At 72.1% G+C, this 14,844-nt stretch carries 14 protein-coding genes and 1 pseudogene; 3 read left to right on the top strand and 12 right to left on the bottom strand.

Going from position 1 to position 14,844, the window contains the following annotated elements; genetic code table 11:
* Positions 1-69 precede the first annotated feature (69 nt).
* The 10 genes from AB0N14_RS16125 to AB0N14_RS16080 form a co-directional block, all read right to left on the bottom strand.
* Positions 70-1,398 (bottom strand): GTP-binding protein, encoded by a 1,329-nt coding sequence (locus AB0N14_RS16125; RefSeq protein ID WP_366026274.1) that lies wholly within the window; start codon positions 1,396-1,398, stop codon positions 70-72.
* Between the two features lie 2 nt (positions 1,399-1,400).
* Positions 1,401-2,339, bottom strand: coding sequence for a sulfate adenylyltransferase subunit CysD (cysD, locus tag AB0N14_RS16120; RefSeq protein ID WP_366026273.1), 939 nt, complete (start codon positions 2,337-2,339; stop codon positions 1,401-1,403).
* Positions 2,336-2,872 (bottom strand): adenylyl-sulfate kinase, encoded by a 537-nt coding sequence (gene cysC, locus AB0N14_RS16115; protein WP_236041273.1) that lies wholly within the window; start codon positions 2,870-2,872, stop codon positions 2,336-2,338. The genes cysD and cysC overlap by 4 nt, the downstream gene beginning before the upstream one ends.
* 26 nt (positions 2,873-2,898) lie before the next feature.
* Positions 2,899-3,609 (bottom strand): phosphoadenylyl-sulfate reductase, encoded by a 711-nt coding sequence (locus tag AB0N14_RS16110; protein WP_366026272.1) that lies wholly within the window; start codon positions 3,607-3,609, stop codon positions 2,899-2,901.
* 483 nt (positions 3,610-4,092) lie between these two features.
* Positions 4,093-5,784 carry a nitrite/sulfite reductase gene (locus AB0N14_RS16105; RefSeq protein WP_366026271.1) on the bottom strand — a complete coding sequence of 564 codons (1,692 nt, stop codon included), beginning with the start codon at positions 5,782-5,784 and terminating at the stop codon, positions 4,093-4,095.
* Positions 5,785-5,900: 116 nt separating this feature from the next.
* On the bottom strand, positions 5,901-5,984 hold the full coding sequence (locus tag AB0N14_RS16100) for a putative leader peptide (protein ID WP_309486338.1): 84 nt from the start codon (positions 5,982-5,984) through the stop codon (positions 5,901-5,903).
* A gap of 127 nt (positions 5,985-6,111) precedes the next feature.
* Positions 6,112-6,684: a GNAT family N-acetyltransferase gene (locus AB0N14_RS16095; RefSeq protein WP_366026270.1), complete on the bottom strand. Its 573-nt coding sequence runs from the start codon at positions 6,682-6,684 to the stop codon at positions 6,112-6,114.
* Between the two features lie 70 nt (positions 6,685-6,754).
* Positions 6,755-8,131, bottom strand: a complete 1,377-nt coding sequence (locus AB0N14_RS16090) for a hypothetical protein (RefSeq protein WP_366026269.1) — start codon at positions 8,129-8,131, stop codon at positions 6,755-6,757.
* A gap of 132 nt (positions 8,132-8,263) precedes the next feature.
* Positions 8,264-9,553: a GAF domain-containing protein gene (locus tag AB0N14_RS16085; RefSeq protein ID WP_366026268.1), complete on the bottom strand. Its 1,290-nt coding sequence runs from the start codon at positions 9,551-9,553 to the stop codon at positions 8,264-8,266.
* Between the two features lie 302 nt (positions 9,554-9,855).
* A complete protein-coding gene (locus tag AB0N14_RS16080; protein ID WP_366026267.1) occupies positions 9,856-11,490 on the bottom strand; it encodes an acyl-CoA dehydrogenase family protein in 1,635 nt (544 codons plus the stop codon).
* A 118-nt stretch (positions 11,491-11,608) separates the two neighbouring features.
* Between AB0N14_RS16080 and AB0N14_RS16075 the strand changes: the two genes are divergently transcribed.
* Positions 11,609-12,766 (top strand): YihY/virulence factor BrkB family protein, encoded by a 1,158-nt coding sequence (locus AB0N14_RS16075; RefSeq protein ID WP_366026266.1) that lies wholly within the window; start codon positions 11,609-11,611, stop codon positions 12,764-12,766.
* Positions 12,767-12,788: 22 nt separating this feature from the next.
* Entirely contained in the window at positions 12,789-13,502 is a 714-nt protein-coding gene (locus AB0N14_RS16070) for a helix-turn-helix transcriptional regulator (RefSeq protein ID WP_366026265.1), read from the top strand.
* On the opposite strand, the gene AB0N14_RS16065 is transcribed toward AB0N14_RS16070, so the two are convergent.
* On the bottom strand, positions 13,485-13,886 hold the full coding sequence (locus tag AB0N14_RS16065; RefSeq protein WP_366026264.1) for a VOC family protein: 402 nt from the start codon (positions 13,884-13,886) through the stop codon (positions 13,485-13,487). The genes AB0N14_RS16070 and AB0N14_RS16065 overlap by 18 nt on opposite strands.
* A 124-nt stretch (positions 13,887-14,010) precedes the next feature.
* Between AB0N14_RS16065 and AB0N14_RS16060 the strand changes: the two genes are divergently transcribed.
* Entirely contained in the window at positions 14,011-14,667 is a 657-nt protein-coding gene (locus tag AB0N14_RS16060; protein ID WP_366026263.1) for a ThuA domain-containing protein, read from the top strand.
* On the opposite strand, the pseudogene AB0N14_RS16055 reads toward AB0N14_RS16060, so the two are convergent.
* Positions 14,655-14,780: pseudogene (locus tag AB0N14_RS16055) on the bottom strand (LacI family transcriptional regulator); the annotation flags it as partial. The gene AB0N14_RS16060 and the pseudogene AB0N14_RS16055 overlap by 13 nt on opposite strands.
* Positions 14,781-14,844: the final 64 nt, after the last annotated feature.

The following is a 14,844-nucleotide window of genomic DNA, read 5'->3' as shown; positions in this document are numbered from 1 at the left end:
CGAGGGCGCCGCTGCCGACACGGCCGCCCTCCTTGGCGAACGTCGAGTAGAAGCAGGTGGTGGTCATGATCAGAAGTCCCACCCGTCGTCGTCGGCCTCGTCCTTGACCGGCTCGGGCGCGGCGAACGACTCGCCGACCATGCCCGCGGTCAGCGTGGTGCCGTCGGACGGGTCGATCAGGATGAACGAGCCCGTGCGGCGCGAGTCCGCGTACGAGTCCGCCGGCAGCGGCTCGGCGGTACGGATCTTCACGCGGCCGATGTCGTTGGCGACGAGCTGCCCCGGGTGCGGGTGCAGGGACAGGTCGTCGAGTGTGAGCCGGGACGGGATGTCCTTGACGATCGCCTTGACCGTGCGGGTGCCGTGCTTGAGCAGCACCCGGTGGCCGACCGTCAGCGGCAGGTCGGCGACGTGGCAGACGGTCGCCTCGATGTCCTGGGTGGTCGGCGGCGCGTCCTTGCTGGGCACGATCAGGTCGCCGCGCGAGATGTCGATGTCGTCCTCGAGGAGCAGCGTCACCGACTGCGGGGTCCAGGCCACGCCGACCGGCTCGCCCAGCAGGTCGATGCCGGAGACCTTCGTCGTACGGCCGGAGGGCAGGACGGTGACCTGGTCGCCGACCCGGAAGGAGCCGGCCGCGATCTGACCGGCGTAGCCGCGGTAGTCGGGGTGCTCGGTGGTCTGCGGGCGGATCACGTACTGCACGGGCAGCCGCGCGTGGCAGTGCGCCAGGTCGTGGCTGACCGGGACGGTCTCCAGGTGCTCCAGGACGGTCGGGCCGCCGTACCAGTCCATGTGGGCGGACGGCTCCACCACGTTGTCGCCCTCGAGCGCCGAGATCGGGATCGCGGTGACCTCGGGGACGCCCAGCTCGGTCGCGTACGCGGTGAACTCCTCGGCGATCTTCGCGAAGACGGACTCCTGGTAGTCGACCAGGTCCATCTTGTTGACGGCGAGGACCACGTGCGGGACGCGCAGCAGGGCGGCGATCGCGGCGTGGCGGCGGGTCTGCTCGACGACGCCGTTGCGGGCGTCGACCAGGATGACGGTCAGCTCCGCCGTGGAGGCGCCGGTGACCATGTTGCGGGTGTACTGCACATGGCCGGGGGTGTCGGCGAGGATGAACCGGCGGCGGGGCGTGGCGAAGTAGCGGTAGGCCACGTCGATGGTGATGCCCTGCTCGCGCTCGGCGCGCAGACCGTCGGTGAGGAGGGCCAGGTCCGGGCCCTCCTGGCCGCGGCTGGCCGAAGCCCGCTCCACGGCCTCCAGCTGGTCGGTGAGGACCGACTTGGAGTCGTGCAGCAGCCGTCCGACGAGGGTGGACTTGCCGTCGTCGACCGAACCGGCGGTGGCGAACCGCAGGAGGGTGGTGGCGGAGAGTTCCGTGGTGGTGGTCATGGCTAGAAGTACCCCTCGCGCTTGCGGTCCTCCATGGCGGCCTCCGAGAGCTTGTCGTCGGCCCGGGTCGCGCCCCGCTCGGTCAGCCGGGAGGCGGCGATCTCGGTGATGACCTGCTCCAGGGTCACCGCGTCGGAGTCGACGGCACCGGTGCAGGACATGTCGCCGACGGTGCGGTAGCGCACGAGGCGCTTCTCGACCGTCTCGCCGTCCTTGGGGCCGCCCCACTCGCCGGCGGTCAGCCACATGCCGCTCCGCTGGAACACCTCGCGCTCGTGCGCGAAGTAGATCTGCGGCAGCTCGATGCCCTCCCGGGCGATGTACTGCCACACGTCCAGCTCGGTCCAGTTCGACAGCGGGAACACGCGCACGTGCTCACCGGGCGCGTGCCGCCCGTTGTACAGCTGCCACAGCTCGGGGCGCTGACGGCGCGGGTCCCACTGCGAGAACTCGTCCCGCAGCGAGAAGACGCGCTCCTTGGCGCGCGCCTTCTCCTCGTCGCGGCGTCCGCCGCCGAAGACGGCGTCGAACCGCTCGGACTGGATCTTCTCCGTCAGCGGCAGCGTCTGCAGCGGGTTGCGGGTGCCGTCGGGGCGCTCCTTGAGCACACCGCGGTCGATGTAGTCCTGCACGGAGGCCACGTGCAGTCGCAGGTTGTGCTTCGCCACCGTGCGGTCGCGGTACTCGATGACCTCGGGGAAGTTGTGCCCGGTGTCCACGTGCAGCAGCGCGAACGGCACCGGCGCGGGCGCGAACGCCTTCAGCGCCAGGTGCAGCATGACGATGGAGTCCTTGCCGCCGGAGAACAGGATCACCGGGTTCTCGAACTCGCCCGCCACCTCGCGGAAGATGTGCACCGCCTCGGACTCGAGGGCGTCCAGGTGGGAGAGGGTGTACGGGGTGCTGTCCGTGCCCCCCTGGATACCGGCGACGGTCGTCATGCCAGTCCCCTTTCGCTGAGCAGCGCGTACACGGACGCCGCGGACTCCTGCACCGTCTGGTGCTGCGACTCGATCCGCAGATCCGGCGACTCGGGCTCCTCGTACGGGTCGTCGACGCCCGTCAGGCCCTTCAGCTCGCCGGCGGCCTGCTTGGCGTACAGGCCCTTCACATCGCGCACCGAGCACACATCGACCGGGGTGGCCACGTGCACCTCGAGGTACGCCGTGCCGTTCTGCTGGTGGCGCTTGCGCACCGCCTCCCGGCTGTCCGCGTACGGCGCGATGACCGGGACGAGGGCCTTGACGCCGTTGCTCGCCAGCAGTTCGGCGACGAAGCCGATGCGCTGCACGTTGGTGTGCCGGTCCTCCCGGCTGAAGCCGAGGCCCGCGGAGAGGAACTCGCGGATCTCGTCGCCGTCGAGCACCTCGACCCGATGGCCCTCCTCGCGCAGCCGGCCCGCCAGCTCGTGGGCGATGGTGGTCTTGCCCGCGCTCGGCAGACCCGTGAGCCAGACGGTGGCTCCGCTCGTCACGTGTGTCTCCTGAATCTCTGTCATGGTCAGCCGTGCAGCCCGCACTCGGTCTTGGCACGGCCCGCCCAGCGGCCGGCGCGTGCGTCCTCGCCCTCAAGGACCCGGCGGGTGCAGGGCGCGCAGCCGACGGAGGCGTAGCCGTCCATCAGCAGGGGGTTGGTCAGCACGCCGTGCTCGGCGACGTAGGCGTCCACGTCGTCCTGCGTCCAGCGGGCGATCGGCGAGATCTTGACCTTCTGCCGCTTCTCGTCCCAGCCGACGACCGGGGTGTTCGCGCGGGTGGGGGACTCGTCGCGGCGCAGCCCGGTCGCCCAGGCGTCGTAGTCCTTGAGGCCCTCTTCCAGCGGCTGGACCTTGCGCAGCTTGCAGCACAGGTCGGGGTCGCGGTCGTGCAGCTTCGGGCCGTACTCGGCGTCCTGTTCGGCGACCGTCTGGCGCGGGGTGAGCGTGATGACGTTGACGTCCATCACGGCGTCCACCGCGTCGCGGGTGCCGATGGTCTCCGGGAAGTGGTAGCCGGTGTCGAGGAACACCACGTCGACGCCGGGCATCGCGCGGGAGGCGAGGTGGGCGACCACCGCGTCCTCCATGGACGAGGTCACGCAGAAGCGCTTGCCGAAGGTGTCGGCCGCCCACTGGAGGATCTCCAGCGCGGAGGCGTCCTCCAGGTCGCGGCCGGCCTGCTCGGCGAGCGCCTTCAGCTCCTCGGCGGTCCGCTGTTCCTGAGTCGCGGTCATATCCGGTCCCCTCCGTCGTCGGCTCGTCGAAGGCTGCCCCTTTGAGGGGCGTTCGCCTTCGGAGCGCCAAAGTCGGTGTCGAGCGGCCGACCGTGCTCAGCCCCTCCTTCGTCGGGGCCTCCGCGCGCCCGGCCGCTCGACGCCGACGCGCTCCTTCGGCTCACGCCCTGGGCGAGAAGGCCCAGGAACTTCAACTGGAAGGCTCGATTGCACGCCGCGCATTCCCACGCGCCGTGGCCGGCTTCGCTCGGACGCAGGTCCTCCTCGCCGCAGTAGGGGCAGTAGAAGGGCGCCGCACGCTCGCTCACGACAGCGCCTCCCCTTCTTTTGCGGCTCGGTTCGCCTCCGGGGCGCTGGGAGTCGGTTTCGAGAGGACGACCGTGCTCAGCCCTTCGGGCCTCCGCGCTCCCCCGAGCTCTTCGAGCAGGGGGTACCCCCACCCCCTGCCGAAACCGACGCGCCCCTTCGGCTCACTCGCCCAGCTCACGACAACGCCTCCTCAGAAGCGCGGGCGGCCCAGGTCGCGAACCGCTCGCCGTCCTCGCGCTCCGCCTGGTAGCGCTTGAGGACCCGCTCGATGTAGTCCGGCAGCTCCTCCGCGGTGACCTTCAGACCGCGGACCTTGCGGCCGAACCCGGCCTCCAGGCCGAGCGCGCCGCCCAGGTGCACCTGGTAGCCCTCGACCTGCTCGCCCTTGTCGTCGAGGACCAGCTGGCCCTTGAGACCGATGTCCGCGACCTGGATACGGGCGCAGGCGTTCGGGCAGCCGTTGAGGTTGATGGTGATCGGCTCGTCGAAGTCCGGCAGGCGCCGCTCCAGTTCGTCGATGAGCGAGGAACCGCGCTGCTTGGTCTCGACGATGGCGAGCTTGCAGAACTCGATGCCGGTGCAGGCCATGGTGCCGCGCCGGAACGAGGACGGCCTGGCCGTGAGGTCGAGCGCCTCCAGGCCGTCGACCAGGGAGTCGACCTGCCCCTCCTCGACATCGAGGATGATCATCTTCTGCTCGACGGTGGTGCGGACCCGGCCGGAGCCGTGCGCCTCCGCGAGGTCGGCGATCTTCGTGAGCGTGGTGCCGTCGACGCGGCCGACGCGCGGGGCGAAACCGACGTAGTAGCGGCCGTCCTTCTGGCGGTGGACGCCGACGTGGTCGCGCCACTGCTGCACGGGCTGCTCGGGAGCGGGACCGTCGACCAGCTTCCGCTTGAGGTACTCGTCCTGGAGCACCTGGCGGAACTTCTCCGCGCCCCAGTCGGCGACGAGGAACTTCAGACGGGCCCGGTTGCGCAGCCGCCGGTAGCCGTAGTCACGGAAGATCGACAGGACGCCCTCGTAGACGTCCGGGACCTCCTCCAGCGACACCCACGCGCCCAGGCGCACGCCCAGCTTGGGGTTGGTGGACAGACCGCCGCCGACCCACACGTCGAAGCCCGGCCCGTGCTCGGGGTGCCGTACGCCGACGAACGCCACGTCGTTGATCTCGTGGACCACGTCGAGGAGCGGCGAGCCCGAGATGGCGGTCTTGAACTTCCGGGGGAGGTTCGAATACGCCTTGTTGTTCAGGACGCGGCGCTTCATCTCCTCCAGCGCCGGGGTGGCGTCGATGATCTCGTCCTCGGCGATGCCGGCGACCGGGGAGGCGATCATCACACGGGGGGTGTCACCGCAGGCGGTGACCGTGGACAGGCCGACGGCCTCCAGGCGGTTCCAGATCTCGGGCACGTCCTCGACCTGGATCCAGTGGTACTGGACGTTCTGCCGGTCGGTGATGTCGGCGGTGCCGCGCGCGAACTCCTGCGAGATCTCGCCGATGACGCGCAGTTGCCGGGTGGTGAGCGCTCCGCCGTCGATGCGGACCCGCATCATGAAGAACTTGTCGTCAAGCTCCTCCGGCTCCAGGATCGCGGTCTTGCCGCCGTCGATCCCGGGCCTGCGCTGGGTGTACAGGCCCCACCAGCGCATGCGGCCGCGCAGGTCGTTGGGGTCGATGGAGTCGAAGCCCGCCTTGGAGTAGATCGTCTCAATGCGTGTCCGCACATTGAGACCGTCGTCGTCCTTCTTGAACTGTTCGTTGCCGTTGAGCGGGGTGAAGTGACCTGCGGCCCACTGACCCTCGCCACGGTGACGGCTCACCTTGCGGCGGGGCGTGGCGGGATTCTGCGGGGAGGCGGCCATGGTGGGTACGTCCTTCGGGACAGGCAGGAGAGCGGCTCTGCGCGCGGGCACACGGGAAGACGTGCGCGTCCTTGCGCGAGGGTGGAAAAGGGAGAAACCGGGCTGGCTGGAGGCTGTCAGCTCGCCGGACAGATGGCGCTGGACATGCGGCCGAGATCGACGTGCCGTCGACTCACCAAGGCAATTCCAGTTCCAGACATGACGGAAGCGTGTCATGGCGATCTGGACACAGTCCAGCTTTGTCCATCATGCGGACACCCTTGTCCCGCGATGTGGGACAAGGGTGTTGTCGGTCACATCAGCCGGACGCGCTCGCGTCCGCGCAGGTCAGAGAGCGTGCGCCCCTGGCCAGGGGCCCGGGGCGGCAACCTCCGCCTGCTCCTCGGCCTTGGTGTCGAACAGCCGGAACCCGCGGCGGCGGTAGTTCTCCATCGCGTGCTCCCCGTCCAGGCTGCACGTGTGCAGCCACACCCGCTTCGTCGGCGTCCGCCGCGGCCAGCGGTCCGCGAGGTCCCAGGCGCGGGCGGTCCCGTACGACAGCAGGTGCCCGCCGATCCGCCGGCCCCGGAAGGCCGGCAGCAGCCCGAAGTAGACGATCTCCACGACCCCGTCGTCCTGCGGCTCCAACTCGACGTATCCCGCGGGCGTGCCCCGGTCGTAGGCGACCCAGGTCTCCACGCCCGGCCGGTTCAGGTGCTCCTGCCAGCGCGCGTACGTCCAGCCGAGCCGGTCGATCCAGCGGATGTCCCCGCCGACCGACGCGTACAGGAACCGGCTGAACTCCGGCGACGGCACCTCGGCACGGACGATCCGGACATCGCCCTCGGGGCCCGCGGCGGGCAGCAGATCGCTCGGGGAAGTCTGCTCCAGGGACCACGTGGTCACGGTCATGCTGCTCATGCGGTCAGGGAATCACGACGCCGAGCGGTACGACAAAGGGCCCCGGCGCCCCGCCCCGCCGGTCGGCGCGCTACTTCAGGGCGTCGTCCACCGCGTCCAGGGGCACCGCGTACAGCACCCGCCCGTCGGCCGGCCCCGATCCGTCGTCGCTCGCCGCGCCCTCCGTGAGCGTCCACAACTCGCCCGTCTCCCGCCAGTACGACAGGGACGCGGTGTGCCGGCCCCAGCAGGCGTGGGTCCCGTCGGCCGCACAGGTGGCCGTCCGCGCGCCGGAGGTGGTCTGCTGCCACAGCGTGCCGTGCCGGCCGCCGACCGAGGGCGCGCGGTCGACGTACCAGTCGGTCCGCGCCGCTCCGTCGCGCCGGTGCGACAGTACGCCCTGCACCCCGGCCGCCGCCGTCTCGTAGGCCTCCGTCGCCCTGACGTCGCCGTGGGCGTCCGTGGCGAGCAGGCCCGCGCGGCCGGGCGCGGTGCTGAACGCGTACCGCCACACCCGGGCCGCCCGCCCGCCGCCCCCGGGGCGCAGCGACTCGCTCGCCACCAGGCTGGCCGGGATGGTGGTGCGGTCGAGGGAGAGCGTGGAGAAGCAGGGCACCCCGTGGTCGTCGGCCGCCGAACAGGGGCCTCCGGTCAGCCGGTAGGAGCCGACCGTCGGCAGCACGTACTGGTAGCCGTCCGCCGCGTAGCCGCCGTCGCCCCGTCCCATCGCGGCGCTGTCGACGTTCGCGCGCAGGATCCGGTGCAGGTCGAAGACCAGGAGCGAGTCGCGTGCGGTGACGAACAGTTTGTCCCGGTACCACACCATGCCGGACAGGCCGGTGCGGACGGCGGCGAAGTCCTGGCCACCGGCGCGCGGAGCGACCAGCAGGACCCAGCGGTAGGCGAGGCGGTAGGGGTCGTCGGCGTCGACGAAGGCGACCCGGGCGAGTCCCCGCTCGGCGGCCGGGCCGCCGGGGCGGTCGTGGTGCGTCCAGCCGGACAGGACGACCCGGTCCGGGCCCCACAGGCCGTCGGCCTCGGCGTCCCCCGAGGTGGTCACGGACCGCGGCACCCACTGCGTGGTCGTCGCGTCGTCGTCGTCCCAGCAGTACGCGCGCGTGGCGGCCGGCCGCACGGGCAGCGCGGCGGTCTCGGCGGCGTCGCACGCGGACCGGTCCCGCATGGTGCGGTCGGCGGAGGACAGGACGCCGTGGACGTCGACGGCGCCGCCCATCGCGCGGGTGAGCGTGTCGAGGGCGCGGTGGTCGGTGAGGTCCTCGTGGAGGCGGAGTTTCGCCGTCTCGGCCGCCGAGGTGACACGGGTCAGGCTCCCGGGGTTGTCGCCGCCCGCGGCCTGCGAGGTGCTGATCAGCGTGGCGGCGGCGGTCAGCGCCAGCGCGGTGCCGGCCAGCGTCGCCCGCAGCGCGCGCCCCCGGCGCCTGCGGCGGTGCCTGCCACGGTGCTTCATACGACCTCCCGGCGTAGGCCAACTGCTCCTCGCGGTCCGTGCGTTGACTGCAGGAGCGGGTGGGGTGGCCTGTAAGGAGGGATGCTACGGCAGACGGATGGGGGACCGGCCGAAGACCCGGGAAAAGCAGGGTTATCCCCACGTTCGGGTGCGCCGGGTTCTCACCACCCCCGGCGCCGTCGAGTGCGGCAGCAGGTCGTTCGGGTCGTCCGGGAGGAGCAGGTCCACCTCCGCCGACTCGCGGAAACGATACGGCCGGTGTTCCAGGAACGCCCCCAGATACCGCCGTACCCGGGACATCTCGGCGCGGACCGTGACCGTGCGGGCCGGGTCGCCGAACAGGTCGGACGCCAGGGCCGCGGCCGTGCGGCCCTCGCGGTGCAGGGCCAGCAGGTACAGCAGTTCCGCGTGCCGGGGGCTGAGTTCATGGGCCCAGGAGCCCGTGTCCCCGAAGACCGTCACCGAGCAGCGGCGCGGATGCGAGACGTCCAGGACGATCCGAGTCACCTGCGCGGGCGCGGGCGCGTCCGCGGCGCGGATCAGCCAGCCGCCCGGCAGCGGCTCCACCGTGCAGGGGCCCAGCGCCGGCAGCAGACAGCGGCCGGGCCCGAGCGACGCGGGCAGCGCCACCCGGCCTGTGTACGGCATCCCGGTCACCGCCGCCGTCCAGCCGTCCTTGTCCACGGCCACCGCCCGGCCGCCGAGCCGCGCGAGCAGCGGCGCCGCCACCGCGCGCAGCCTCTCGAGCGCGTTCAGATGCGCCTCCCGCAGCCGGGCCTCCGCGAGCCGGGCCACCGACTCCACCCACGCGAGCGTCGCCGGATGCATCGTCTCCAGCGGGCCGCTCACGTCCACAACCCCGATCAGCCGGCCGTCGCGCGGGTCCGTGATCGGGGCGCCGGTGCATGTCCAGGAGGCGTGGGAGCGTACGAAGTGCTCGGATGCGAACACCTGTACGGGTCGCCGGGTCACCGTCGGGGTCCCCACGCCGTTGGTGCCGACGACCCCCTCGCCCCAGTCCGCGCCCGGCTCGAAGCCCAGCCCGTCCGCCTTGCGCAGCACCGGCGCGCTTCCCTCGCGCCACAGGATCCGCCCGTCCGCGTCCGCGACGACCATGATGTGGTGCGCGACGTCCGCCACCGACAGCAGGCCCTCGCGCAGCACCGGCAGCACTTGCCGCAGCGGGGAGTCCCGGCGGCGGCGCTCGATCTCGTCACGGCCCAGCGGGTCGGCACGGACGTCGTTGTCGGGGTCGACGCCGCGGCGCAGCATCCGCCCCCAGGACGCCTCGATCACCGGACGCGGCGGGACGGGAGCGTGCTGCCCCGCGAGCGTCGCGCTGCGCACCTCGTTGAGCAGGCGCGCCGCCTGCCCGACGTCCAGGGCGGCGAGCCGCGTGACCTCTCTGGCCGAATACGCCACTGGAAACCTCCCCCAAGGTTGTCCGTCCCCGTCGACGGATTCCGGCCGGAGGGCGTCCCCCGGCCCGTGTCGACGGTGGGTCTCATACTGCCGTCCACGGCCGGCGGAGGGGGGAAGTCCGGCCAGAGCGGGCGCGGGTTGCAACCCTGTGCAACCCTGGCGAAGGGCCAAGCCGTGGTTGAAACTTGTGCGACGCCGCTCGGGCGGCGTCCGCGCTCCTTGAACGGGGCCGGCAGGCGGGGGTGGTGCCGAGTCGGCGCAGCACCACCCCCGCCGCCATCGATCCCCACGGCAGGAGCACCTCAGGCGACCGGCCGCGCCCGCTCGACCACCGTGGCCAGATCCAGGGTGTGCGGCAGAGTGCCGAACGCCGTGCCCCAGTCGCCGCCCAGGCGTGAGGCACAGAAGGCGTCCGCGACCTCCGGGGGCGCGTATTGCACAAGGAGCGCCCCCTGGAGCACCAGCGCGATCCGCTCCACCAGGCGGCGCGCCCGGGCCTCGACGCCCTCCAGGTCGGCGAGTTCGGTGAGCAGGTTCTTGATCGCGCCGTCCAGACGGTGGTCCGCGCCGCGCGCCCGGCCTACCTCCTGGAGGAAGGCCTCCAGGGCGTGCGGCTCACGCTGGAGCGCGCGCAGCACGTCGAGCGCCTGCACATTGCCCGCGCCCTCCCAGATGGAGTTGAGCGGCGACTCGCGCAGCAGCCGGGGCATGCCGGACTCCTCGACGTAGCCGTTGCCGCCGAGGCACTCGGCGGCCTCCGTCACCACCGGCGTGCACCGCTTGGTCACCCAGTACTTGGCGGCCGGCACCGCGAGCCTGAGGAACGCCCGCTCCCGCTCGCTCCCGTCGTCGTACGCCGCCGCCAGCCGCAGCCCCAGCACCGTCGCCGCCTCCGACTCCAGGGCCAGATCCGCGAGCACGTTGCGCATCAGCGGCTTGTCCAGGAGCCGCCCGCCGAACGCCTCCCGATAGGTGCAGTGGTGGATCGCCTGCACCACCGCCTGCCGCATCAACGACGCCGAGCCGAGGACGCAGTCGAGCCGGGTCGCCGCCACCATCTCGATGATGGTGCGCACCCCGCGCCCCTCCTCGCCGACCCGGCGCGCCCCGGTGCCGTCGAGCTCGACCTCGCTGGAGGCGTTGGACCGGTTGCCGAGCTTGTCCTTCAACCGCTGGATCATGAACACGTTCCGCGTGCCGTCCTCGAGCACCCGCGGCACCAGGAAGCAGGTCAGCCCTCCCGGGGCCTGCGCCAGCATCAGGAACCCGTCCGACATGGGCGCCGAGCAGAACCATTTGTGGCCGGTCAGCTCGTACGTGCCGTCCTCGGCGAGCGGCCGGGCCGTCGTCGTGTTGGCGCGTACGTCGCTGCCGCCCTGCTTCTCCGTCATGCCCATCCCGAAGATCACGCCGGCCTTCTCGGCGGCCGGGCGCAGCCCCCGGTCGTAGACCAGCGAGGTCAGCCGGGGCTCCCACTCGGCGGCGAGGGCGGGATCCGTGCGCAGCGCGGGCACGGCGGCGTGCGTCATCGACAGCGGGCAGCCGTTGCCCGCCTCCACCTGGCTCCAGATCACGAACGCCGCTGCCCGGCGCACATGCCCGCCCGGCCGCGTCCAGGCCGCGGTCAGCCCCGCGGCGACGCCCTTGCCGAGGAGGCGGTGCCAGGACGGGTGGAACTCCACCTCGTCGATGCGGTTGCCGTAGCGGTCGTGGGTCCGCAGCTTGGGTGGGTTCTCGTTGGCCTGTGCCCCCCACTCCTGCACCTGCGCGGAGCCCGCGCTGAGCCCGAGCCCCGACAGCTCGGCGCGCACCTCGTCCAGGAGCGCGGGGTCAAGATGCCGCTCGACGGCCTCCACGAGGGCACGATCAGCGGCGAAGACGTCATATCCGACCAGCGGCGGAGCCTGATTGGTCACGGTGTGCGTGCTGGCTGCCATGGGGCGAACCTACCCCTCGGTACGCGATCGGTCACCCGTATCGCCGAGGGTGTGCGCCACACCGGGCCCGCCCCCCTGCGGGGTGAGTGGGGGCCCGGGCGGCGGCTACCGTTAGGGCGTGCAGCCAGCAGCAAGTGAAACCTCCGAGCGGCCGCCCGGCCGTCTCCACCGGGCGCGTGCCCTCTACCGGAACGTCTCCAAGCGCAGGACCGCCTGGCTGCTGCTGAAGGACATCGTCAACTCGTGCATGGAGTACCGCGTCCTGGGGCTGGCCGCCGAGGCGGCCTTCTTCACCCTGCTCTCCGTGCCGCCGCTGCTGTTGTGCCTGGTCGGACTGCTCGGCTACGTCGACCACTGGACCGGGACCGACACCATCCAGAGCCTGCAGAACAACATCCTGGACGCGTCCCGCACGGTGCTGTCCGACCGGGGCGTCAAGGAGATCGCCCAGCCGATCCTGCACGACGTGCTCAAGGCCGGCCGGCCCGACGTCGTCTCCATCGGTTTCCTCTTCGCCCTGTGGTCCGGCTCCCGCGCGGTGAACGTCTTCATCGACACGATCACGGTGATGTACGGGCTCGACGGCACCCGGGGCATCGTGAAGACCCGGCTGCTGGCGTTCGTGCTGTTCATCGTGGCGCTGCTGATCGGCTCGGTCGCGCTGCCGCTGATGGTGGCGGGCCCGGACGCGGTGGTGAACGTCGTGCCCTGGTCGACGACCGTGGTGCAGGTCCTGTACTGGCCGGTGGTCATCGTCCTGTCGATCGTGTTCCTGACCACGCTCTACCACGTGTCCGTCCCCGTGCGCTCACCGTGGGTGGAGGACGTGCCGGGAGCCCTGGTCGCCCTCGCGATGTGGGTGCTGGGCAGCTTCCTGCTGCGCATCTACCTGACGCACACGGTCGAGGGCCCCACCATCTACGGTTCGCTGGCCGCCCCCGTGGCCGTCCTGCTGTGGATCGGCGTGTCCGCCTTCGCCGTCCTGGTGGGCGCCGCCGTCAACGCCGCGATCGACCGCGTGTGGCCGGCCGCGGCGACGGCGGCGGCCCGCGAGGCGAACGAGCGGCTGCGCGCGGAGCAGGCCGCCGAGTACATGGCCCGCGCCGCCGCGGCCCGCGCGGTCGACCCCGATGACCCGGACGACCCGGACATGCCCTCGGAGTTCCCGGAACGCTGGTCCCGCTTCCTGCCCCCGGAGGACGTCACCTCCCGTCTGCGCACGCAGGTGCGCAGCGGCCAGATCCACCCGCAGAAGAGGGAGGGACCGGCGGACTGAGCGCCGGCATAGCCTGAGGGGCGTGGCTGTCGACCGAGGCTTCGCGACCGCCGGGTACGCCGAGCGGTCGTCCCGGCTCCCGGGCGCCGTCGTATGGACCAACCTGCCCTCCGCCGCCGGATGGCCGGTGCTGCCCGACGGCTGCATGGACCTGCTGTGGACCGAGGGCAGGCTCCTGGTCGCCGGCCCCGACACGCGCGCGCACCGCCCGGGGGGCCCGCCCGTCCGCTGGGCCGGCGTCCGTTTCCACCCGGGCACCGCACCCGCCTACCTGGGCGTCCCCGCCCAGGAACTGCGTGACCGGCGCGTCGAGCTGGCCGACCTGTGGCCCGCGGCCGAGGTGCGCCGGCTGACCGGCCGCGTGGACGCCGCCGCCGACCCCGCCACGGCGCTGGAGGAGATCGCCCTGGAGCGCGCCGCCCGCTCCTCGGACCCCGACCCGCTGCTCGGCGCGCTGGTCGCGTCACTCGGCTCGGGCCGTCCGGTCGCCGCCACCGCCGACGCCCTCGGGCTGAGCGCACGCCAGTTGCACCGCCGCTCGCTCGCCGCGTTCGGCTACGGGCCGAAGACCCTGGCCCGCGTGCTGCGGCTGCAACGCGCCCTGGCGCTGGCCCGCTCGGGGGTGCCGTTCGCCGAGACCGCGGCCCGCTCGGGCTTCGCCGACCAGGCGCATCTGGCCCGGGACGTGCGGGATCTGGCGGGGATGCCGCTCGGGGACCTACTGGCGCGGGGATAGGTCCGCGAACAGGTCCACCCCGTTGCCGTCGGGGTCGTGCACGACCGCGTACCGCATCCCCCACACCGCGTCCCACGGCTTGAGCTCGCCGTGGTACCCGGCGCCCACCAGGTCCTCGTGGACGCCGTCCACCTCGGCGGGGGAGCCGCAACGGAAGGCGAGCGAGACACGTCCGCCGCCGACGGGCGGCCGCCACCCGGGGTGGAAGGACCGCACGGTCTCCTCGGGGTCCAGAGCGAACCGCAGCCCACCGGGCAATTCCGCCTCGACGTGCGGCAGCTCCTCGGCACCCTCGGGGAAGACGAGCCCGAGACGGCGGTAGAAGGTGAGGGAGGCGGCCAGGTCGGAGACGACGAGGCCGGTCACATCGAATCGTGGAGTCATGCGGCCACGCTAGGCGGGCGATCGGGGGCGGGTCTTGAAGGAATCGGACAGGTCCCCGGAGGCCGAAAGTTTCGGTGCTCGCCTGCTGTTGGGACGGCCTCGCCACACGCCTAGGCTCGGTGCCATGCCGTTCCGCGTGCTCGTGTACTCCCGCACCACCGCCTACCGCCACGATTCCATCCCCGATGCCGTCGCCGCCGTACGCGACCTCGGGGCCGCGCACGGTTTCGGGGTCGACGCCACCGAGGACCCGGGGGTCTTCGAGGCTCCCCTCGGCGCGTACGGCGCGGTCGTCTTCCTCTCCACCAGCGGTGAGGTGCTGACCCCGGCGGGGCGGACACAGTTCATGGCGTACCTGGGGGACGGCGGCGGTTTCGTCGGCGTGCACGCGGCCGCCTGCACCGAGTACGACTGGCCGTACTACGGCGAAGTGCTGGGCGCCTGGTTCGACCGGCACCCCGCGTACCAGCCGGGCAAGGCTGTCGTCGAGGACCGCGGTCATCCGGCGACGCGGCACCTGCCCGCCGTCTGGGAGTTCACGGACGAGTGGTACGACTTTCGTACCAATCCCCGTGATTCGGTCCGGGTGCTCGTCTCCGCCGACGAGTCGTCGTACGAGGGCGGCGGCATGGGCGCCGACCATCCGCTCGCCTGGTGCCGTGAGCAGGGCGCGGGCCGGGTCTTCTACACGGCACTCGGACACGCCTCGCAGGCGTACCAGGACCCCGACTTCCGCGCCCACCTCCTCGGCGGCATCCGTTGGGCGGCTCAGGCGGAGTAGCGGCGTGGTGGCGCCGTGCTGGCCCGTTCCACCAGCCGTGTCGACAGTTCGGTGCGGGTGCCCTCCGGCCGTGCGCCGGCCATCATGCGCACCAGCAGCCGCAGCGCCGTCGCGGGGGGCCCTGGAACTCCGTTGACGGCAACCATTCATGGCAAGCGCTTTCTACATTAAGGCCGT

The organism is Streptomyces sp. NPDC051104 (assembly GCF_040682835.1).
Classification (GTDB): domain Bacteria; phylum Actinomycetota; class Actinomycetes; order Streptomycetales; family Streptomycetaceae; genus Streptomyces; species Streptomyces cynarae.
Note: the sequence above shows the minus strand (reverse complement) of the source record. Positions and strands in the feature narration are given on the sequence as shown.